The sequence below is a fragment of the Gemmatimonadota bacterium genome (assembly GCA_026705765.1).
In the GTDB taxonomy this organism is placed as follows: domain Bacteria; phylum Latescibacterota; class UBA2968; order UBA2968; family UBA2968; genus VXRD01.
In genome coordinates this window covers 23,141-43,918 of sequence record JAPPAB010000168.1, presented here as the reverse complement: position 1 = coordinate 43,918, position 20,778 = coordinate 23,141, and the positions used below count along the sequence as shown (strand labels likewise).

Below are 20,778 nucleotides of genomic sequence, written 5' to 3'. Positions count from 1 at the left end.
CCCCCCTCCTCTCCTCAGCCCTTCTTCACTTCACACTTCCCACTTCCGACATATCCGCCCCCCAGGGCTGTATAAGCTCGAGTTTCTTATCCAGAGCGTGTATCAAATCGGGCAGATCATAAGATGCGAGAACGCCCCGAGGGATATTGGCAGCAGGCCAACTGACCAGGGGCGCTTGTGTCCAAGCGTGATAGGACAGCGGATAGTTTTTCAGGGTAACAGTCGCCACTGCAGAATGCAAAAATCCGGCAAACAGCGCGTGAATTGCACCCTGCCCACGACCGTAAAGATGGATTTTTTCCGCACCCTCATAAACCAGCAGATCAAGTGTGGATAACACATCGTGAATCCGCCGTCCGAGAAAGCTCTGACCGAGCATCAGGCCATAACCATTGCACATATAGTCATTGCCATAAGGGTGAAAAAAGTCGCGTTCATCATCGGCAAGCGATTCTCCCAGACCGCGTACATCGAGAGCATAAAGCGGATGTTGTTCTTTCAGTCTTTTTGCAAAAGGATCTTCTATCAAATCTTCTTCCGCAGAAACATGTGGCAAATAGAGATAAACCTCGCGCTCGACATCGAGCGTATGCGAATAAGACGGATTGGACAGGCGCTTCCGCATAATAGCGCGAATATTGCCCTCGGTTTCAATCGCATACCGCGCCAGGCGAACGCCATCTTCCGTCGTACTGCGCAACCAGCGGTGATGGGGCAGGTCGCGGTCATCAGACAAATTGAGCGTGCTCTGCACACAACGGATGAGTTCATCCTTACCCAACGCTTTGCGTTTTGATGCAAGAACAACTGCTTTTTGGGCAATCAAATCGTAAATGGGCGTAGCGCCTTCGGGCACAACCTCGCCTTTTGGGGTAACATTCAAGACATCGCGCAAGTCTTCGGTCTCTTCCAAACGGGTAACCTGCTGAATGCCGGCTTGTGTTGCAAAAAATTGCACCATAGCTTCCTGGTTATCGCGGAAAAAACCGTGGTCTTCTGACCCGATAAAAATATCAGTCGCATTGGCTGGCGCGCCAATGATATCGTAGAAACGACGAATTTCAGAATAGGCTTGTTTGAGACCGCGTCGGTCAAAAAAGCAATAGGCTTGACCGAGCAAGATGACGGGAGCAGGTGCTCGGGCAATAAAAAAATCGGCCATATCCAGACCCGCGCCAATCACACCCGGCGGATACTGTTCCGAATCGGCGGGCAACTCATTTTCGAGATTGGCGGCAAACGTGGTGACAAAGCAACTGGGGGCAGCCATAGTAAAACGCGCTTCCACCGGCCAGATCCAACTGGTCATAGTACCGCCACCCGAATTGCCCGTAAGCCCGATGTGTGCGGGATCGACTTCGGGACGGGTAAGCAAATAGTCGAGCGCGCGAATACCATCCCAGGCGCGCCACGCGCCAAACCATTCGCCCACGAGTTCGAGTTGTTTGCCCATCATATTGTGGGCATGTGTTGACGACCGCACGCTTTCGCGGCTGTGCAGGGCATAGTATTGATCGCGCTCGCCCTGATTGAAGGGATCGTAGATCAAGACGACAAAGCCATTGCGCGCCAGACGCTGACAAAAAGCCTGATAAAGCGGTGCATTCTTGCCATCGGCAGCATGACCGCAAGAGCCAATAATACCAGGTGCTGGCCCATCGAGTTTGTCCGGCACGTAAAGATGGGCCGTAACCAAACAACCCGGACGACTCTCAAAAAGAACTTTTTCAATGCGGTAATGGCTGCGTTCAATTGTACCGACAACGCGCGCATTAAGCGGTGTTTTACTCGGCCAGGGGCGATAGGCTTTGTCAATCGCCTCGCGCACCTCATCGCGATATGCGAAAGCTTCTTTTTTTGTTCGGATAGACGACAGACGTTTTGCGCGGTCGGCATTTACTGCTCGTACGCGCGCGACATAATCATCCAGTACCATGTGTCCATAACCATTTCGCGGCATAAGAATAGCTCCGGATTTGAAGGATAAGACGTGACGTGAGAGTACCTGTACAATACATATATCCTCCGCGTGGGGTCAACGGTTTTCTGGCCTACATGGCTAAAAAATTCGCGTGGCTCACCTCATATGTTCCAAGCCGTTTTTGTTGCCATTACACTATTTTTTACATAAATTATGAAATCTATATTTCAATTTTGAGACCGAAACCCATGTCGGCAATTGCTGAGAACTTAAAGCGCGTTCAAGACCGCATTGACAGCGCTACCAGGCGGTCCGGGCGGTCAGCAGATGCGGTTAAATTGATTGTTGTAACAAAGACCTGGCCCGCCGATGTCGTGCAACAGGTCGTAGATGCAGGGACGCGGGTTTTAGGTGAAAGTCGCGTGCAAGAAGCACAGCACAAGGTCCCAGAGGTGGCTGGCACAGTATCCTGGCATTTGGTTGGACACTTACAGCGCAACAAAGTCAAAATAGCCTTGCCTTTATTCGACCTGATTCACTCGGTTGACACATTGCGCCTGGCAAAAGAGATCAGCCGGTGGGCTGTGCGGAGAAATACCCCAGCTCGCGTATTGGTACAGGTAAATACATCGGGCGAAGCATCGAAGTTCGGTATATCCCCCAACGCGGCATTAGATCTGGTCGAGCAGGTCGATGACTTGCAGGGCGTTTCGGTGGCGGGGCTGATGACAATTGGCGCATTTGCGCCAGACCCGGAAACAGCGCGACCAAATTTTGTCTTATTGCGACAAATCAGGGACCACATCGCAATTCACAAGCCCCATGTATCTGCCCTGTCTATGGGGATGACCGGCGACTTTGAAGTTGCAATTGAAGAAGGCGCAACAATGGTGCGCGTGGGCACGGCGATTTTTGGTCAGCGGACGGTATAAACTATGGTTGATGTGGTTGCTCAGGCGATTATTTTAATACAACAAGCCATTGACTGGATGCTTGTTGCATTGGTAATCGGCATGGTGGCGTTGTTGCTATTACGCGCTATTTTGGTTCGTATGAGTTCTTTTGGCTGGTCTCAATATTATGTTCGGCGCATAACCGACCCGCTCGTGTGGCCCATTGCGCAACACATGCCAGGAAATGCCGGTGCGGCACCGTTAATTCTGATAATTGCGACATTGATCGGGGCATTTTTTTTTAAGTGGTTGACCAACGATGTGCTGCGTTCACTCATAGGATTGTTACACGGTATTTCTTCCGGTGAAATCCTGCATATCATCGGATGGTTGCTCTATGGAACTGTTGCGGTCTTGCTCGTTTTAATTATCGCGCGTATCGTATTTTCGTGGTTGCCCTTTGTGCGCGGAGGCAGATTTATGTGGACCCTTTACAGCTTGACTGAGCCTATTATGGGCCCTTTCCGACAGATCGTTCCTCCACTGGGCATGTTCGATTTGTCACCCATTTTGTTAATTTTGCTTCTGCAGGTTGTTCAAAGTGCCATTCAAAGTGTATTTGAGTTATAACCGATAGCCCTTAGGGGAGGGGAATGTGAACATCACACCACTGGATATTCGCAAGCAGATTTTTAAGAAGTCTTTTCGCGGTTATGATCAAGAGGAAGTACAGGCATTTCTCGACATGCTGGCTACAGAAGTCGAAAAACTCGGTGCCGAAAATCTCGAACTAAAAGAACACCTCCATGCGTTGCAATCAGAAGTGCATCACTATCGGTCAATAGAGCAAACCCTCCAGGAGATGCTCAGGACTGCCCAACAAACGGCTGAGGAAGTCAAGGAAAATGGGCACAAGGAAGCGCGGCTGATTGTGAAAGAAGCCGAGATCCGCAGCAATCGGGCCATTGAAAAAGCGCGCACGCAGGTACATGATATACGCACAGAGACTGTGGAGTTACAAAATCAACGCGATATGTTCTTGTCCCAATTTAAGGCGCTGGTACAGGTTCAGACCGATTTTTTAGACCAGTTGAAAGTGACCACCTTTGATGTGGTACAAGAAGATATCCCGAAAATAGAAGATGACGCCACAGGTCAGGACGACGAAGATGCCTGAACAGATTGTTCGACTGGGTGTTATGGGCGGATCGGGTGTTTATCACATGGAAGGTGTGGAAATCGTAGCCGAACATCGCCTTGTCACACCTTTTGGCGCACCCTCAGATGCAGTTGTCGAAACGCGTATAGATGACCAATCGGTATATTTTTTGCCCCGTCATGGACGCGGGCATGTCCTGCTGCCTTCTGAAGTGCCCTATCGCGCCAATGTATATGCCCTGAAACAGATGGGCGTGACGCATCTGCTGGCGATAAGTGCCGTGGGAATTATGCAGGAAACCATAAAACCGGGTGATATGGTAGTACCCGATCAGATTTTTGATCGCACCCGCGGCATTCGCGCGAACACATTTTTTGGTGAGGGCATTGCCGGTCATGTGGCTTTTGCCGATCCTTTTTGCAGTGAATTACGCGACTTACTGCTGACCGCTGTAAAAAAATCCGGAGTGACCACCCACGATGGCGGAACGTATATTTGTATGGAGGGACCGCAGTTCTCCACGCGAGCAGAGTCCCATTTTTATCGCCGAGAAGTCAATGCGACCGTAATCGGAATGACGGCTTTGCCGGAAGCCAAGCTCGCGCGCGAGGCCGAAATGTGTTATGCGATGCTGGCTACGGGCACCGATTACGATTGCTGGCATGAAGCCGAAGAAGATGTATCGGTAGAAGCCGTGGTCGCTGTGTTAAAAGCCAATGCCGAACACGCAAACCAAATTGTATGCACATTGGCTGCACAGTTGCCCAGAACATCGGATTGCGATTGTCTCAATGCCGCACAATTTGCGATTATTACATCGCCAGATGCGATTTCCAGCGCGACAAAAGAACGCCTCAGTCTTTTATACGGTAAGTACTGGTCTTGAGAAAGATGCGAGCTACTAATAACATTTATGATCGACGATAGCTGGTACATACGTCCCAAAGGGTTGCGAGAACGTCATGCCGCGGGCGGTGTTGTGGTGCGTTGGGATGGCAACCAGGTATTGCTGGCTCTGGCCCGCGAGAGAGGGCATGCCGACTATGTGTTGCCCAAAGGACACATTGAAGCGGGCGAAAAAATCGAATGTGCTGCCCGACGAGAGATCGAAGAAGAAGTGGGGATATCAAAACTGCAATTCGTAGAAAAACTCGGCATAAAAGAAAGGCTTGATTTCCACAAGAAAGAGTGGAAAATAACTCATTATTTTTTGTATTTGACCGAGCAGATTGATGCCGTGCCAACCGATACAACACATCACGAAAGCATGTCGTGGGTACCGCTTGATCCACTCCCTGTATTTTTTTGGCCGGAGCAACGCGCACTAATCAAAGAAAATGCGTGTCAAATTTGGGAAGCCGTGGATAGAAAGGAATAAAATGACAAACGAAGACCTGGAGTATTTCAAAAATCTTTTAGAGACCAAGCGCACCTCTATCGTTAAAGACCTGGGCACATTGCAGAGCCATTCCATGCAGATCACCTCGGCAGAATCGTCGGGAGACCTGACGTATTCAGATCACATGCCCGATTTGGGCAATGCGACCATGGAACGCGAAAAGGCTTTTCTATTTGCAGCACGCGACGGTGCTTATCTGGACCAAATTGAAGCCGCTTTAACGCGCATCAAAAATCGCGAATTTGGCAGGTGTCGAGCGTGTGACATTCCCATCCCTAGAGAAAGACTGGAAGCAGTACCGACCACGGAAGTTTGCGTCCCGTGTAAAGAAAAACAAAACAAATCAGCATGAGGTTTACTTGTGAGATTTTTATGGATTACAGGCGTGGCATTGGTGCTGGATCAACTCACCAAATGGTGGGTGTTGCAAACCATGGCTCTGGGCGAATCTGTACCGGTATTGGGATCTTTTTTTAAATTAACCTATATTCACAACCCGGGTGCAGTATTCGGTATCCGATTGGGCAATCCGTACCTGCACTTGTTACTGGCCTGTGTGGCACTTCTCGTAGTTGGCGGGCTGCTGTGGCGCATCGCGCCCGAAGACCGCCTCGCAGCCATTGGTTTGACTCTGGTACTGGGAGGCGCAATTGGCAATATCATCGACCGCGTGCGATTTGGCGTCGTAATTGATTTTCTCGATTTTGGTATCGGAACTACGCGGTGGTGGGTTTTCAACCTCGCGGATACCTGCGTCAGCGTGGGAACCGCCCTCTTAATTTTTACTTTTGGCATCACATCGAAACACCGCAAGACGGTGTACAACCGTGATTCATCTAAAAATTCTGCCCCAACATAAAGGCCAGCGTCTGGACCGCTATTTGGCCGATCAACGCCCAGAATTTTCGCGTTCACGCCTTCAAAAGCTAATTGTCGAGGGTGCTGTATGCATCAATGGAAAGACGACGCGGTCGAGCTATCGACTGGTCGCTGGCGATAGCATCACAATAGATATACCCCCTCCAATAGAGAGCACAATTAATCCAGAGGATCTACCTCTGGATATTTTTTTTGAAGACGATCATGTGCTGGTACTCGACAAACCTGCGGGTATGATAGTACACCCGGCAGGGAGCGTAACATCGGGAACACTCGTCAATGCCCTCCTGTCACATTGCACGCATTTATCGGGTATCAATGGGGTTTTGCGACCGGGTATTGTGCATCGGCTGGACAAAGACACATCGGGGCTGATGGTCGTCGCCAAAAGTGATGAAGGGCACCGCGGATTGGCTGCCCAGTTGGAAACTCGAGCAATGGAGCGGCGTTATCTCGCGTTGATATGGGGGGGCTTTGAAGCAGATGAGGGGCGCATAGAAGCACCAATTGGAAGACATCCAAAAGATCGAAAGCGAATGGCTGTTTCTCAGAATGGCAGATATGCAACAACGCGCTGGAAAATAAGAACGCGTTACGATTTTCTCTCTTTGCTATCACTCGCGCTGGAGACGGGTCGCACCCACCAGATCAGAGTGCATCTGGCACACCTCAATCGCCCTGTATTTGGCGATCCGCTATACGGTGGCCGCGAGGAACGGCTATCTGGGATTGCCCCCCTGTTTCGCAGGAGAGCAACCCGGCTACTCGCACAGACTAATCGACAGATGCTCCACGCGACGCATTTGAAATTTGTGCATCCCGTAACAAAAGAAGAAATGATGTTTGAAGCACGCCCCCCAGGGGATATGCAGAAAATTCTTACCGACGCTTATTCCTCATCATCTTCTTCTGGCATAAGCACAAATTCGGGATAGGCGTCAATTCCCAATTCCCCAACATCCTGACCCAATTGCTCAACCTGGCGCGACACGCGCACACTCAACGTCATCGCAAGCACGCGCCACAACACCCACGAGGTCACAAACACGAATGCGCCAATTGCTGCGATGCCGATCAATTGTACGCCTAAATTGCCACCGCCAGCAATGCAGACTGCGATGGTGCCCCAGATACCGGCAAACAGGTGAGCCGGTATTGCTCCCACCACATCATCCAGCTTGATTTTTTCCAGAAGCTTGATCCCGGCAGTACACACAACTGCGCCAATAGCACCGATAATGACCGACCAGTAGTGATCGACAATATCGGGTCCCGCGGTAATCGACACCAGACCGGCGATTGCGCCATTTAGACCGGCGAACAGATCTATGCGCCCCAGGATGGGTCGAGAAACTAAAAGAGCTGCCATAACACCGGCTGCGGCCGCCAGATTGGTATTGACCAGCACATGACTCATCGCGACCGCGTCAAGCGCGCTTCCCAATGCCAGTTGCGATCCGCCATTGAAACCAAACCATCCGAACCACAGAATAAAGACACCCAGCGTCACCACAAGAATATTGGATGGTGGCGTGGATTTAACCGTACCATCGCTGCGGAATTTGCCTAACCTCGGTCCAACGACTATCGCACCGGCAAGAGCCGCCCAACCGCCGGTGCTATGCACGATGGTCGAACCAGCAAAATCCTTGAAACCCATCGCACTCAGCCATCCCTCGCCCCAGGTCCACGCACCGACGATGGGATAGATAATCCCTGTCATCACCAGAATAAAAAGTAAAAAGGACCACAGCTTGACCCGTTCGGCCAGGGCCCCAGAGACAATAGAAGCAGTGGTCGCAACAAAGACCATCTGGAAAAACCAGTTGGACATGGTGGAATAGCCGTTCTTAACCACAGCCGCCTTCGCGGCCTCCTGTCCCCCCAGCAAAGCAATCTCATCACCAGATGGTCCATATAAGAATTTGAATGAACCGATCACACTCCCCACATCGACGTACATGAGATTATAGCCGATGAAATAGTAGGCAAGCCCGGCAATGGAATAGAGTCCGATATTCTTCAGGCAGATCATGGAGGCATTCTTGGTGCGCACAGACCCGGACTCGAGCATGGTAAATCCCGCGCACATCCACATCACCAGCGCGCCCCAAATGAGGAATGAAAAAGTGTTGAAGACGAACAGCGTTTCCTCGTCAACCGCTGCATGCGCGGCGGTTGTGGCACACGCAAGGAACCCGAGCACCGCGAGTACTTTTCCCACCCGGTTGGTGAACCGGTGATGAATAAGGGTTTTTAAAAACGTCCGCATGGATATTCCCTCCCATAATGATGGAACAGTGCCGCCACTCCCTTCTATCTCTCTACCTCTTCAGTCGTCACCGCGGGCGGCACCAAAGGCAATTCAACTATCATCTCTGTAAATTCACCAGGTTCGGATACAACCCGGATATTTCCCCCGTGTTCGCGCACAATATCGTTGGAAAGGGCAAGGCCAAGCCCCGTGCCCTTGTCTGTCGGCTTGGTGGTAAAGAAAGGATTAAAAATTTTATCGACAACCTCGGGCGGAATCCCATTCCCATTATCTTTTATGCTTATCTCTATCCGATCATCCATGCGCCTGGTACTCAGCGACAGAGTCGGAAAAAAGGTCTCACCATTATCTGCTTCGATCGCACGACGTTTCTCGTCGGTAGCATAACAGGCATTGCCTACCATGTTGAGAAAGACGCGCCCCAAATCCTGCGGAACAACTTCGATTTGCCCCGCATCTGGATCGAAATCCGTCTCAATAGTCAAGTTGAAATCCGCGTCAGTCGCCCGTGCGCTGTGGTAGGCAAGGCGAGCGTGTTCATCGAGCAGATTATTGATTTCAATGGCCTGTCTCTCACCAGAGCCGCGCCCCATCATGAGCATATCGTGAACAATGCGGTCGGCGCGGGTGCCGTGTTGGAGGATGCGCCCCATATTGTCGGTGAGGTCCTGGCATATCTCATCGACCAATTCGCGCTGCTCCTCGCTCAGTGCTTCGGGATTTTCGTCCAGTACCTCCACCAATTCCTCCATTAGCTCTTCCGACGATTCTGAAAAGTTCTTCACAAAATTCAGCGGATTCTTAATCTCGTGCGCCACACCTGCCGTGAGTTCGCCGAGCGCGGCCAATTTCTCGCGCATGACAATCTGATCCTGCGCCACCTGCAAATCCTCCAGCACTTTTTCGAGCTCTGCATTCTTAGATTGCAACTCTTCAGCCAGTTTTTCCACCAGATTCAGGCGCTGCACCTCCAGAGCATGGCGGCGAAAGACTTCAAGGGCTGCAGCCATGTCTGCCACCTCGTCGTTTCCACCGATATCGACCTTGCCCTCCAGATCGCCGTCAGCCATGCGGCGCATCCGCTCAGATAGTCGCTCGAGACGGGGCAATAGCATTCGTCCCACGAATACATAGGCAATCAACAATGCGCCAGTAATGCTGATCACATTCAAAACCAACAGAAGACTGCGCCCGGTGCCGATGGCCAGTGTGGAAGCGTGGGTAGCTTCCTTCGCACTTATGCGGGCAGCATTTACCAGCCCTTCGGCTTCGGCGACCAGATTAAGGGCAAGAGCCTGATTGCGTGCGAGCAGGTCCCGCTGATGTGCGACCTGCTCGAGTTCTCGTGTACGCAGGTCAAAGCCCCCTTGCTCTTCCAGTCCCAACTGGTACAGGCGGGCACATATCGGAGCGATCTGACTACGCGCGCTGGCCGTTCCGAGTGCCGACAAACTCCATTCAATCCTGTCTTTAGCAGCCTCAAATCGCTCCCGCAATGGCTCAATCAAGGGCGCATCTGAAAGATTGAAAGCACTCGATAGAAGCTGGATTGCTGTGGTGGCGTCTGCTTGTAATGCAGCCAGATGGCGATAGTGGTCGAACTCTTTTCTCGACAAATGCTGCGCAGGCGACGCGGGTGCTTCGCCGAGATTGCGATACCCCGTCATAGCGTAGAATAACTGATCGTCAATAAGCGGAACCATGACACCAACCAGATCATTGCGCAATTCGGCAAGTTCTCCACGCAGGGCTTCACTCCGTTCTTGTAGCACAAAAAGCTCGGCCATGGAGCATTCAATTTCTTCGATATTTGAGATCAGAGTACCACCCTGGGCGCGAATGCGACTAAAGCGTTCCTCTTCTTCACCTCGCTGCGTCAGAGCCGCCAACTGCGCTTCAAAAGTGTTTCGCTCTGTGGCGATCTCGGCAATAACCTGATCAAATGTCTCTGGCGTTGCAGCAGCGATGAGACGCGGTGCTGCGGCTACAATGGCACCGCTTTGTTGAGCGACTCCAAATGCGGCTGCCATCCCGGGCACACTGCCTTCATTCACGCGACTTTGCGCGTCACCCACGCTGTTGAAGGAAAACCAGGCAACCAGACTCGCCCCCATAGTGAGGACAACAGCACCGCCAATACCCAAATAGAGTTGCGTCGAGATTCGGTAGCGGCCTTCAAGCAAGTGTTTTAGTATGTCAGTCATGGATTTATTGCGTCCCGCAACGAGTCGATAGATCGATAACTGCCATCGCTACCAATCACGGTGAGAAAGACAGCGTCTGAACCCTGATTGTCATTTGCGCCATAGCGAAGTTCAAAGCCGTCCAGATCAATAGTATCTGTACCGCGTAAATTCTTGAGAAACCCAACGCGGTCAACCTCTCTGCCACAGCGTTCGAGAGCGGCGATAGCCAATCGCCCCGCCAAATAGCCTTCGTAGGAGACAAAACCAGGAGTCGCTTCGGGGGCGTGTGCCGTTAGGGCACGGCGATAGGCAAGACCAACGGGGAGCGTGTTATCGGTTGGAAAAGGTACGACCTGAGTAACGAAGACCCCAGCACCACCGCGACCGAGTTCCCTCGCCAACGCATTGCTGCCCACAAAAGAGATGGTCATGAATACGGGATCCAGCCCTATGTGTCGCGCCCAGGCAATCAGCGTTGCCACCGGCCGGTAGGCCCCTATCAAGATGACTGCATCGGGATTTGCACTATGCAGGTTGAGCAGACCTGTCTTCACCGCCGTGGTATTGCGCTGGTACACCCCTATTGCCACCGGGGCCATGCTACGCCGCTCAAGTGCCTGCCGCACGCCGCGATAACCCGCCCGACCAAAAGAGTCATCCTGGTACATAACAGCAATGCGTTTAATACCCAGGTCTGTGGTCAAACGAGCAACCATAGCCTCAGTCTCCTGGTTATAAGACGCCCGCAGGTTAATCACGTTTTGCCACCTGGCCTCACGCAGGAAGGCCGCACCGGTAAAGGGGGCGATGTAGGGGACGTCAGCAGCTGCGGCCACAGGGGTGGCAGAGAGCGATGTAGGCGTACCGACAGCACCGATCAGCGCGAAAACCCCTTCCTGTTCAATCAGACGACGGGTATTGGCGATAGCAGCTTCGGGTTCGTATGCATCGTCGAGAGACAACAACGTGAGTTGCCGACCATGCACACCGCCCCGAGCGTTGGCCTCCTGAAAAGCTGCCTCAATACCAATCCGCATGTCCTTGCCCAATTCTTGAGCGGGGCCACTAAAGGCGGCGGACTGCCCAAAAAGGATGCGCTCGTCAGAAATTCCAGATTCTTCCGCGCGGATTTCTACAATCAGCAAGACGAGTAATAAAACCGCACAAATGTAGCGCGTTCTCCTCATCCATTCCTCCGCTTAATCAGAGTAAGATGATTCTTATTCTGCTCGCGGCGATAGTGTACATCGTCCATCATAACGCGCATCAGATGGATGCCAAGCCCCCCTATCGGCCGATCTTCTATCCCCGCGTCCAGATCCGGTTCGGGAGCGTCACTCAGTGGATTAAAGGCATGTCCATCGTCTATAATCTCAACGGTGAAGACATCCTCATCCGAGGTCAGCGTGACCTCAATCTCGTGGCGTGCATCGTCGTCGTATCCGTAGTTCACAGTATTGACGATCAATTCTTCGAGAACGAGATCAACCTGGTACACGAGATCGGGGGGCCAATCCCCCGCCTCGCCGAGTTCTGCCACGGCATCGTGGAGCCGCTCCAACTCGTTGAGATCCGACGCAATACATAGAGAACGTTTCACCTTCATATTCCTATCTCTCTGCAAAAAAGTGTCATACAAGTCATATCGTCAAACTGGGGCATATCACCCGCAAATGCCTGCACAGCTTGAAAAACCGCCTGATTAATTTCGCGGACATCACACGAACAATGTTCGGACAATACGGCACACAAGCGCTCCATCTCAAACTCCTCATTCTGGGCATTCATCGCTTCCGTAACACCATCTGTGTAGAGCACGAGGGCATCGCCAGGCGACAGAGTGACTGAGTTTTGTTCGTATTCAATATCTGGCATGATACCCAGAGCAATTCCGTTGGTCTGGGGGAGCACAGTCGAGCTGCCATCTGCATGGACGACAATCGGGGGATTGTGCCCTCCGTTGGCGTACGACAGCACCCCACTCCCCGGATTGTATTCGGCGTAAAACACGGTGACAAACATCGCTGCGTCGTTGTCTTCCTGCAGGAGATTATTGACCTCGCTCAACACCTCGGCCGGACTTGATCTGCCAATTGCGGCTCCTTTCATCAACGTGCGACTGGACATCATGAATAGAGCAGCCGGTACACCCTTATCGGAAACATCGGCAATTGCCAGACCGACACAGTCATTTTCCAGATTGATAATATCAAAAAAGTCACCGCCCACTTCGCGTGCAGGCTCCATGTTTCCAAATAGCTGATAGCCCGGTTTGTTGGGAAAGATCTTCGGCAGGATCGACTGCTGCATCTCATGGGCAACGCGAAGCTCGTTTTGCAGTGCCACCAACTTATCCCGCGAAGCCACAGCCTCGCGCCACATCTGCAGGTGTTCCAAAGTGCGCTCAATCGTGACCCTCAGATCCTGAAAATCAATGGGCTTGGTAACAAAGTCGAATGCCCCTCGATTCATGGCCGTACGGATATTTTTCATATCGCCATAAGCCGAGACAATGACAGCCCGGAGGTCGGGATCGACTTGCGACATCTGTTCGAGCAGTGTGAGACCATCCATCCGCGGCATATTGATGTCCGAAAGCACCATATCGATATCCGGATCCGCGTTCAGCACCTCGAGAGCCTCAATGCCGTTGTAGGCAAAGACGAATTCGTAGTGTCCGGCGCGAACATCGCGCCGCATGCGCTGTCGCACGAGATGTTCGAGATCGGGTTCGTCATCAACCACGAGTATTTTGTATTGCGCCTTTTTCATATATGCGCCTCTTTGATTAATGGTGTTTTACTTATACCAATGTTAAGCATTCTTTGATCGGAGCACAATGGTTGCGATAGCAAAAGTCCTCGCTTAATGGACCTATCTTTTTTACTCACTTGTGTGGAAAGGGTTCCGGGGAGAGTTACTAAAGTAGATAAATGCCAGACCGATCATTTTGTAATGACAAACTGCGCGACACCAGGTAGAAGGTTGGCTGGTATTCGGGAGGTTTTGAAAGCGGATATACGGGGCATGAGAAATACCCTGGAAAGTGATCTATGGACCAGATACACAGGAAAATCGGATTGATGGGTCTGATAGCGCTTGCAACCCGATTGGAGAAAGCACACAGTAAGCCTGGCGAGCTAAATCGGTCTGTGCAACAGGCGAGATACGCCAAAACTCTCATCTATGGCTTGAGAGCACACGCCATAGCAGGTTATCCGCCCAGAGCGGCGCAAGCCTCTGCCTGTGAGTCGTAGATCGAAATGATCTTGTCAAATCCGCTGATTTTGAAGACCTCTCCGATGGGACCAGAAAGCGAGCAAAGCGCGAATTCCGCATTGCGATTCCGGAGTGACTTGGCAACCAGCAAAATGACCCGCAGGCCCGAACTACTAATGTAAGAAAGCCCCCCAAAATCTACGATCACGCATGTGTCGTCGTCACTGATTGCAGAGCTTAATACATTTTCGAACTCGCGGGCATTGGCACTATCAACCCGGCCATTCACGTTCGCGATTAAAATGCCATTTTCTCTTTGGGTTTTAATCTCCATGGATCTGTATCCTGATGTGTGAAATTATCTACGAAAGCTCTTGCCGCACGGCGCGTGCAAAAAACAAACGCACGCAATTCGGTCAAGAGCCATTGCGCCCCATAGCGAGATGTTTCCTTGCAGGGAATTGAGAAGTTCAGCTAAAATATTACTTGTCTATGCGAAAGTCAAATCTTTTTTTTATTCTTATTTTATAGTACACACAAAACGGGTTCACCTGTGATGGTCAGCCCGTCTTATAAGTGTTATCAATATGGGTTCCTCGGATACGCCTTTATCTCACCCGCCTTGTAGCGCCCCCAGTATTCGTTGAGCCTGTCTTTGATCTGCGGACACATAATAATACAGCCGACAATATTCGGAAATGCCATTGCAAAAATCATCGCGTCGGAAAAATCGACCACACTCTTTAGCGCGGTGACAGACCCGATAAATACAAAGCACACAAAAACAATTCGATACGTCAGAGTAGATCGCAATCCAAAAAGATATTCCCACGCTCGCTCGCCGTAATATGCCCACGCGATCACCGTCGTATAGGCAAAGAACATTGCCACAATTGCGATGACATAACGCGACCCGGGCGCGAACGAATCAAATGCCACAGATGTCATCTGGATACCCACGAGATATCCACTTTGCCCTTGAAACTCGGGCAACTGATACGCACCCGTAATCATACAAACCAATGCCGTCATTAAACATATAATAACGGTGTCAATAAATGGTCCAATCATCGCCACTATCCCCTGACGCACGGGTTCATCGGTTTTGGCTGCCGCATGGGCAAATGCCGCAGAACCCAACCCAGCTTCGTTGGAAAAAGCCGCCCTGCGCACCCCTTGAACCAGTGCTCCCATGAAGCCACCATACATGGCTTCAGGTATAAACGCCTGGGAAATGATATTCACAATCAGATTGGGCAATTCGGTAATACGCGCGAGAATAATGAGAAAGGATGTGAGCACGTACAACCCACACATGAAGGGTACAATGCTCGCTGCGACAGTGCCAATGCGCTTGATACCTCCACTAATGACAATGCCCACTACCCCCGCCATTAAAATCCCGACAACCCAGTTATAAGTCTTAAATCCCTCAGATACAGTGCCGAGCATTTCAACTGTCTGATTCACCTGAAACATATTGCCGATGCCCAGAGAACCGCCAACTGTCAACACGGCAAAAATCACGGCCATCACGCGCCCCAAAATCCCAAGTCCTTTTTCTTTTAAGCCCTGTTCCAGATAGTACATCGGACCACCCGACACGCGACCATCGTGATGGATTCTTCTATACATCACCGACAGAGTACAGGATACAAACTTGGACGCCATACCAAAAAAAGCTGTGACAATCATCCAGAAAACAGCACCAGGTCCCCCAGAACTCACCGCAATCGCTACACCCGCGATATTCCCCTGACCCACAGTGGCAGACAACGCACTGGTCAATGCCTTAAAATGCGAAATTTCACCGGGATGATCCGGACTGTCATACCCTCCGCGAATCACATCAATCGAATGTTTCATTCCGCGCAGAGAGATCCAGCGACAATAAAAAGAGTAATAAATGCCACCACTTACGAGCACAATAATGACGAGTGGAATACCCAGGCCAAAATCAAAAAATATAATCGAAGATAGAAAATTGGTTATCGCACTTAAGCCTGCATTCAATACGTCAATAACCATCTGTATCGCGCCAGACGACTCGCCAGCCAAAGCTTCCTGTGCAAATGCATCCCTGGACAGAAACAGTCCCATCAGAAAAGCGAAACGAGAACACCTGAAAAACATTGGAAAATTCCTCAGTTTCTGATTTATAATCTCCAACGAAACACGGAGTGAGACTAATAGGAAACATAATACAAACAAATTGGAGGGATGTATAGCACTTTTACACCCTCCGTGACTTTCCCCTGCACTACCCTTCGCGTTTCCAATCTCTTGACAACACCGCATCCCCGCAATACCTTCCATCTATGCCACTATTTGATCCCAATCCCCTCGTCCTCGAAGCCCAGGCGCGTGTGTGTACAGGTCCCACGCAATCTCGTCCTTTGGGCAACAAATCCGGCGATCCACAGCCGCAACCCGTACTGAATGCCATCCTCAATACCCTGCAAAACAAAGCGCCTCATCCGGTCTCAGATATCCAGATGGGATCCTTCTTTGCCGCCATGCGTCTGCGGCGCAATTACCCGCCCAAAACAGCCTGGAGCCAGGCGGAAATCAACGCCTTTGAACAATATACCCCCCTTCTACAAACCCACCTCTCACCAGATCTGCAATACATCTTCGGCCTTAAAGATCACTGTCCCGCAGAATCACCCGACGAGCAAACCGTCATTGCCGCGTTAAAAACCATTCTCGCCGGAGGTCATCTCACCTATGACCAAACGCGCCTTATGTGCGAAGCCATTCTCACCGAAAGCATTCGCACCAGCTTTAAAGGTGCCGCACTAATAGGCCAGCGTATGAACCTCGAATCCTACGACGAAGTGCGCGGATACCTCCACTCGACCTTTGCGCCCGAATGCGCCCACACAGTACAGGTAAATAGCCTCACACACTTTGGTCAACCCTACAATGGCTCAACCCGCTACTTCAAACCCACCCTTTTTGTCGCAGCACTGCGCGCAGCTCTCGGTCGCCCCACCGTGCTTCACGGTGTAGATGCCATGCCGCCCAAATGGGGTGTAACCGACGAACAGATCCTCAACGCCCTCAATGCCCGCACCAATCTGTCGCTTTCAGAAGCAGTAGAACGACTCGAAAATCCCGAGATTGGCTTTGCCTACATCAGCCAGCGCGAATATGCGCCAGCGGCCTATGCAGCCCGCGACCTTCGCGCCCACATTGGCAAACGCCCCCCGTGGTCTGCTACAGAAAAAGCGCAGCAAATCTTCACCTGTTCTGGAAGCAATCACATCGTCATCGGTTATTACCATTCGGGATACGAAATCCCCCTTCTGAAAATCGCACGCGAGACCGGATTTACATCCGCAGTCGCAATCAAGGGAGAAGAAGGCACCAGCCACTTTTCCCTTCGCCTGGGAAAACCCACCGATAAAACGCGCAACGCCATCAATTTTTCACAGGGCTTTCGCGCCGATCAAACTTATGCTTGCGACATCAATCCCGCCACTTACGGCTTTCACTACACACAAAATCCACGTCCCAATACCGTCGATGCGCAGACCTTTGCCGAACTCGGTCTTGCAGCCCTCTCTGGCGAAAAAGGTCCAGTTTACGACCGCATTGTACTCAATGCAGCCCTCACAGATCATCTACTCGGTTTCAACGCCGACCCCCACGATGCAATTCAACAGGCGCGAGAAGCAATAGACAATGGCCGCGCCCTCAAACACCTCCGAGCGTATCTATCGCATACGTAACAATCACAGGAGAACTCAATGTCTCATCCAAACATCCTCTACATCCATTCTCACGACACGGGTCGATATATTCAGCCCTTTGGACATGCCATGCCCACCCCGAATTTTCAGCGCCTCGCCGAACAGGGCGTTCTCTTTCGCCAAGCATTTTGCGCCAACCCAACCTGCTCGCCGAGCCGAGCCGCACTCCTGACTGGACAATGGCCCCACAGTTGTGGCATGCTGGGACTTGCCCACCGCGGCTTTCGGCTCAACGATTACAGCCATCACCTCGTTCACACCCTCAAAAAAGCGGGTTACACAACCGCTCTATCGGGTTTTCAGCACGTCGGTCGCCCCCCAGTAGCCGATCCCTCAGAAATCGGTTATGACGAAATATTTGACACCTCTAAAAATCAACAAGCGACCTCCGACGCAGCCATTGCATACATCAACCGATCTCACGACAAGCCCTTCTTCCTCGACGTTGGATATACCGTCACCCATCGCAGCTTTCCCGAACCGGCCCCCGGAGACGACCCGCGCTATTGCATACCCCCTGCGCCCTTTCCCGACACCCCCGAAACTCGATACGACACCGCCGCATACAAAACCTGCGTTCGCATCCTCGATACAGAAGCCGGGCGCGTCCTCGACGCCATGGACCGTGCCGGTCTTTCCGACAACACCATCGTCATCAGCACCACAGATCACGGCATCGCATTCCCCATGATGAAATGCAACCTCACCGATCACGGCATCGGCGTCATGCTCATCATGCGCGGACCGGGTTTTTCAGGCGGCAAAGTCATTGATGGCATGGTCTCACAAACTGACCTCTTCCCCACCTTGTGCGATGTAATCGGCATAGACCATCCAAACTGGCTACAAGGCAAATCCATATTACCACTCATCCGCGAAGAAACAGATGAAATCCACGATGAAATTTTCGCAGAAATCAACTACCACAGCTATTACGATCCGCAACGCGCCATTCGCACAAAAAAATGGAAATACATCCGCCACTGGTATCCCACATTGCGCCCCGGCGACATCAACTGCGATGGCAGCCCCAGCAAAACCTACTTTCTCGCCCAGGGCTGGCGGCAGAAAAACCAGCCCCCGGAACAACTCTACGACCTCATTTTTGATCCCCATGAAACCAATAACCTCGCCTCTGATCCCAAATATCAGGACGCGATAGACGACCTGCGCCATCGCCTCCAAACCTGGATGGAAACAACCGACGACCCACTGCTGGCAGGCTCAGTCTCCGCCCCCGAAGGCGCGCGCATCAACGATCCTGCAGAATTAGTTTGAATTGGGAGCTATCTTTGAGTATAGCACACAAAAATGAAACCATCCAATACGAGCCTGACGAGCGGTGTCCTCCCTCAGTGTCGATTGGCGTCGCCTTTCAGGGTGTCCTGCTCACCCTGGCCAACACGGTGTTATTTGTGACCATTATCTTCCGTGCGGCCAGCCAGAGTGATCACTACCTATCGTGGGCCGTCTTTTCCTCGCTTATAATCGGTGGCGTTATTACTGCGCTACAGGCTGGTCGGGTCGGACGGCTGGGATCTGGACAGGTGCTCATGACAGGTGCCGGACCTCACTTCATAGCGGTCTCTGTCCTGGCGCTAAAGGAGGGCGATCTGTCCATGCTGGCGAGTCTCATCGTCGTGTCGTCGCTGATGCAGTTCGCGCTGGCCGCCTATCTCCCGCTGCTGCGGCGCATCATCACGCCGGTCGTCTCAGGCATAGCGCTCATGCTGATAGCAGTCACAGTCATGACAATCGCATTCGACGGGCTGAAAGAAGTACCCGAAGGGGTGCCTCTGGCCGCGGGTATAGTCAGTGCTGCAGTGACATTGATCGTCGCCGTAGCACTGGCACTGCGCGCTTCGGGGATTTGGCGGCTGTGGTCGCCACTTATCGGAATCGCAACGGGTTGCGCGGTCGCCGCATACTTCGGACTGTACGATGCTCGGCGAATAATCGAAGCACCCTGGTTTGACCTGCCGGATATCGCAGTATGGGCGGGGCTCGACCTGAGACCGGGTGCGGAGTTCTGGGCACTTCTGCCGGTGTTCGTGATTGTGAGTCTCGTAGTCGCCATCAAGACCAGTGGCGATAGTGTTGTCATACAACAGATTTCGCGACGCAGGCCACAGGCGACCGATTTCCGCCTGGTCCAGGGCACACTCAACACCAACGGACTGGGCGCGCTGCTATCCGGAATTGCGGGAACGCTACCCACTATAATCTATTCGCCTTCCTGCGTGTCGCTCATCACCCTCACTGGAGTCGCAGCACGCAGCGTTGGATATATTATTGGGGGCATCTTATTCGGACTGGCGTTCTTGCCCAAGGCGGCGACTATCCTGCTCACAATTCCCAGTCACGTCATGGGGGCTTTCCTGTTGATGATAATGGGTCTGCTCTTCGTGGAAGGTATGAGGACAGTCTTGCAGGACGGTCTCGATCATCGAAAGGCTCTGACGGTGGGCCTGGCACTCTCAATAGGAGTGGGCCTGGAGAATCAGAACATCCTCCTGGACCTGCTGGGCCAGACGTGGGGCGCGTCACTCGGCAACGGCATGACAGCCGGCATTCTGGCTGCGATTCTGATGACCTCATTCACAGAGATGACCAACCCGAGGCGCAGACGCCTGGAGACCGCGTTGGACATCTCCGCTCTGCCCAGGATCGACGCATTACTCCGCGACCTCGCTTCCAGGATCGGCTGGAATGATGCTTCGACGGAGCGGCTGCGTGCCGCAGGTGAGGAGGCACTGTCGAGTCTGTTACAACTGGGGGGTAACTACGCGACTGATAATGCGCCGAAGTTAATCCTCTTTGCGCGTCCCAACAACGGGACAATAGAGATAGAGTTCCTGGCTGTCTTCGAAGAGGTGAACATCGAAGACCAACTGGCGTACCTGAGCGAACAGGTCGAGGTTCCGGAGGAAAGCGAGATATCGTTCCGCCTGTTGCGGCATTATGCGTCTTCTGTGCGTCACCGAAAATATCACGGCATAGACATCATTACGGTGCAGGTTGATGGCTCGCAATAGTATTGACAGAACACACATAATCAAATCCACCATCGTCGAATAACTTCTGCGTTACCA

The 20,778-nt window shown here is 52.0% G+C and carries 19 protein-coding genes; 11 read left to right on the top strand and 8 right to left on the bottom strand.

All coding sequences use genetic code 11. The features are described 5' to 3' along the window. Positions 1–25 precede the first annotated feature (25 nt). Positions 26–1,960: a hypothetical protein gene (locus OXH16_21335; GenBank protein MCY3683953.1), complete on the bottom strand. Its 1,935-nt coding sequence runs from the start codon at positions 1,958–1,960 to the stop codon at positions 26–28. 209 nt (positions 1,961–2,169) lie between these two features. On the opposite strand from OXH16_21335, the gene OXH16_21330 reads away from it, so the two are divergent. Genes OXH16_21330 through OXH16_21295 form a run of 8 tightly spaced genes read left to right on the top strand, consistent with a single transcriptional unit; the run spans position 2,170 to position 7,186 of the window. Then, positions 2,170–2,853 (top strand): YggS family pyridoxal phosphate-dependent enzyme, encoded by a 684-nt coding sequence (locus OXH16_21330; protein ID MCY3683952.1) that lies wholly within the window; start codon positions 2,170–2,172, stop codon positions 2,851–2,853. Positions 2,854–2,856: 3 nt separating this feature from the next. Beyond that, complete coding sequence (locus tag OXH16_21325; GenBank protein MCY3683951.1) at positions 2,857–3,444, top strand: YggT family protein; 588 nt, start codon at positions 2,857–2,859, stop codon at positions 3,442–3,444. Positions 3,445–3,469: 25 nt separating this feature from the next. After that, on the top strand, positions 3,470–3,991 hold the full coding sequence (locus OXH16_21320; GenBank protein MCY3683950.1) for a DivIVA domain-containing protein: 522 nt from the start codon (positions 3,470–3,472) through the stop codon (positions 3,989–3,991). Next, entirely contained in the window at positions 3,984–4,859 is an 876-nt protein-coding gene (gene mtnP, locus OXH16_21315) for an S-methyl-5'-thioadenosine phosphorylase (protein MCY3683949.1), read from the top strand. The genes OXH16_21320 and mtnP overlap by 8 nt, the downstream gene beginning before the upstream one ends. 27 nt (positions 4,860–4,886) lie before the next feature. Further along, positions 4,887–5,351 carry an NUDIX hydrolase gene (locus OXH16_21310; GenBank protein ID MCY3683948.1) on the top strand — a complete coding sequence of 155 codons (465 nt, stop codon included), beginning with the start codon at positions 4,887–4,889 and terminating at the stop codon, positions 5,349–5,351. Between the two features lies 1 nt (position 5,352). Then, a complete protein-coding gene (locus tag OXH16_21305) occupies positions 5,353–5,724 on the top strand; it encodes a TraR/DksA C4-type zinc finger protein (GenBank protein MCY3683947.1) in 372 nt (123 codons plus the stop codon). Positions 5,725–5,733: 9 nt separating this feature from the next. Continuing rightward, complete coding sequence (lspA, locus tag OXH16_21300; GenBank protein MCY3683946.1) at positions 5,734–6,231, top strand: signal peptidase II; 498 nt, start codon at positions 5,734–5,736, stop codon at positions 6,229–6,231. After that, a complete protein-coding gene (locus tag OXH16_21295) occupies positions 6,200–7,186 on the top strand; it encodes an RluA family pseudouridine synthase (protein ID MCY3683945.1) in 987 nt (328 codons plus the stop codon). Before lspA ends, OXH16_21295 begins: the two co-directional genes overlap by 32 nt. Here the strand turns inward: OXH16_21295 and OXH16_21290 are convergent. From OXH16_21290 to OXH16_21260, 7 genes are all read right to left on the bottom strand, one after another. Beyond that, complete coding sequence (locus OXH16_21290; protein MCY3683944.1) at positions 7,141–8,523, bottom strand: ammonium transporter; 1,383 nt, start codon at positions 8,521–8,523, stop codon at positions 7,141–7,143. The genes OXH16_21295 and OXH16_21290 overlap by 46 nt on opposite strands. A gap of 44 nt (positions 8,524–8,567) precedes the next feature. Then, positions 8,568–10,730, bottom strand: coding sequence for an ATP-binding protein (locus OXH16_21285; GenBank protein MCY3683943.1), 2,163 nt, complete (start codon positions 10,728–10,730; stop codon positions 8,568–8,570). Next, positions 10,727–11,899: an ABC transporter substrate-binding protein gene (locus OXH16_21280; GenBank protein MCY3683942.1), complete on the bottom strand. Its 1,173-nt coding sequence runs from the start codon at positions 11,897–11,899 to the stop codon at positions 10,727–10,729. Before OXH16_21280 ends, OXH16_21285 begins: the two co-directional genes overlap by 4 nt. Beyond that, entirely contained in the window at positions 11,896–12,312 is a 417-nt protein-coding gene (locus tag OXH16_21275) for an ATP-binding protein (protein ID MCY3683941.1), read from the bottom strand. The genes OXH16_21280 and OXH16_21275 overlap by 4 nt, the downstream gene beginning before the upstream one ends. 2 nt (positions 12,313–12,314) lie before the next feature. Then, positions 12,315–13,484 (bottom strand): SpoIIE family protein phosphatase, encoded by a 1,170-nt coding sequence (locus OXH16_21270; protein ID MCY3683940.1) that lies wholly within the window; start codon positions 13,482–13,484, stop codon positions 12,315–12,317. A 442-nt stretch (positions 13,485–13,926) separates the two neighbouring features. Further along, positions 13,927–14,265: an STAS domain-containing protein gene (locus OXH16_21265; protein MCY3683939.1), complete on the bottom strand. Its 339-nt coding sequence runs from the start codon at positions 14,263–14,265 to the stop codon at positions 13,927–13,929. A gap of 248 nt (positions 14,266–14,513) precedes the next feature. Further along, entirely contained in the window at positions 14,514–16,064 is a 1,551-nt protein-coding gene (locus tag OXH16_21260; GenBank protein MCY3683938.1) for an alanine/glycine:cation symporter family protein, read from the bottom strand. 185 nt (positions 16,065–16,249) lie between these two features. On the opposite strand from OXH16_21260, the gene OXH16_21255 reads away from it, so the two are divergent. From OXH16_21255 to OXH16_21245, 3 genes are read left to right on the top strand one after another with little or no spacing between them, the layout of a single operon-like run. Continuing rightward, the gene (locus tag OXH16_21255; GenBank protein ID MCY3683937.1) at positions 16,250–17,665 is read left to right on the top strand and encodes a hypothetical protein; all 1,416 of its coding nucleotides are present in this window, start codon (positions 16,250–16,252) and stop codon (positions 17,663–17,665) included. An 18-nt stretch (positions 17,666–17,683) separates the two neighbouring features. Next, positions 17,684–18,964 carry a sulfatase gene (locus OXH16_21250; GenBank protein MCY3683936.1) on the top strand — a complete coding sequence of 427 codons (1,281 nt, stop codon included), beginning with the start codon at positions 17,684–17,686 and terminating at the stop codon, positions 18,962–18,964. A 14-nt stretch (positions 18,965–18,978) separates the two neighbouring features. Continuing rightward, positions 18,979–20,721 (top strand): hypothetical protein, encoded by a 1,743-nt coding sequence (locus OXH16_21245; protein MCY3683935.1) that lies wholly within the window; start codon positions 18,979–18,981, stop codon positions 20,719–20,721. Positions 20,722–20,778 lie beyond the last annotated feature (57 nt).

Excerpts from the sequence above, each read along its gene's own strand:
- OXH16_21335 (MCY3683953.1), bottom strand. The coding sequence starts at position 1,960 with ATGCCGCGAAATGGTTATGGACACATGGTACTGGATGATTATGTCGCG.
- OXH16_21330 (MCY3683952.1), top strand. The coding sequence starts at position 2,170 with ATGTCGGCAATTGCTGAGAACTTAAAGCGCGTTCAAGACCGCATTGAC.
- OXH16_21325 (MCY3683951.1), top strand. The coding sequence starts at position 2,857 with ATGGTTGATGTGGTTGCTCAGGCGATTATTTTAATACAACAAGCCATT.
- mtnP (MCY3683949.1), top strand. The coding sequence starts at position 3,984 with ATGCCTGAACAGATTGTTCGACTGGGTGTTATGGGCGGATCGGGTGTT.
- OXH16_21310 (MCY3683948.1), top strand. The coding sequence starts at position 4,887 with ATGATCGACGATAGCTGGTACATACGTCCCAAAGGGTTGCGAGAACGT.
- OXH16_21305 (MCY3683947.1), top strand. The coding sequence starts at position 5,353 with ATGACAAACGAAGACCTGGAGTATTTCAAAAATCTTTTAGAGACCAAG.
- OXH16_21290 (MCY3683944.1), bottom strand. The coding sequence starts at position 8,523 with ATGCGGACGTTTTTAAAAACCCTTATTCATCACCGGTTCACCAACCGG.
- OXH16_21285 (MCY3683943.1), bottom strand. The coding sequence starts at position 10,730 with ATGACTGACATACTAAAACACTTGCTTGAAGGCCGCTACCGAATCTCG.
- OXH16_21280 (MCY3683942.1), bottom strand. The coding sequence starts at position 11,899 with ATGAGGAGAACGCGCTACATTTGTGCGGTTTTATTACTCGTCTTGCTG.
- OXH16_21270 (MCY3683940.1), bottom strand. The coding sequence starts at position 13,484 with ATGAAAAAGGCGCAATACAAAATACTCGTGGTTGATGACGAACCCGAT.
- OXH16_21265 (MCY3683939.1), bottom strand. The coding sequence starts at position 14,265 with ATGGAGATTAAAACCCAAAGAGAAAATGGCATTTTAATCGCGAACGTG.
- OXH16_21260 (MCY3683938.1), bottom strand. The coding sequence starts at position 16,064 with ATGTTTTTCAGGTGTTCTCGTTTCGCTTTTCTGATGGGACTGTTTCTG.
- OXH16_21255 (MCY3683937.1), top strand. The coding sequence starts at position 16,250 with ATGCCACTATTTGATCCCAATCCCCTCGTCCTCGAAGCCCAGGCGCGT.
- OXH16_21250 (MCY3683936.1), top strand. The coding sequence starts at position 17,684 with ATGTCTCATCCAAACATCCTCTACATCCATTCTCACGACACGGGTCGA.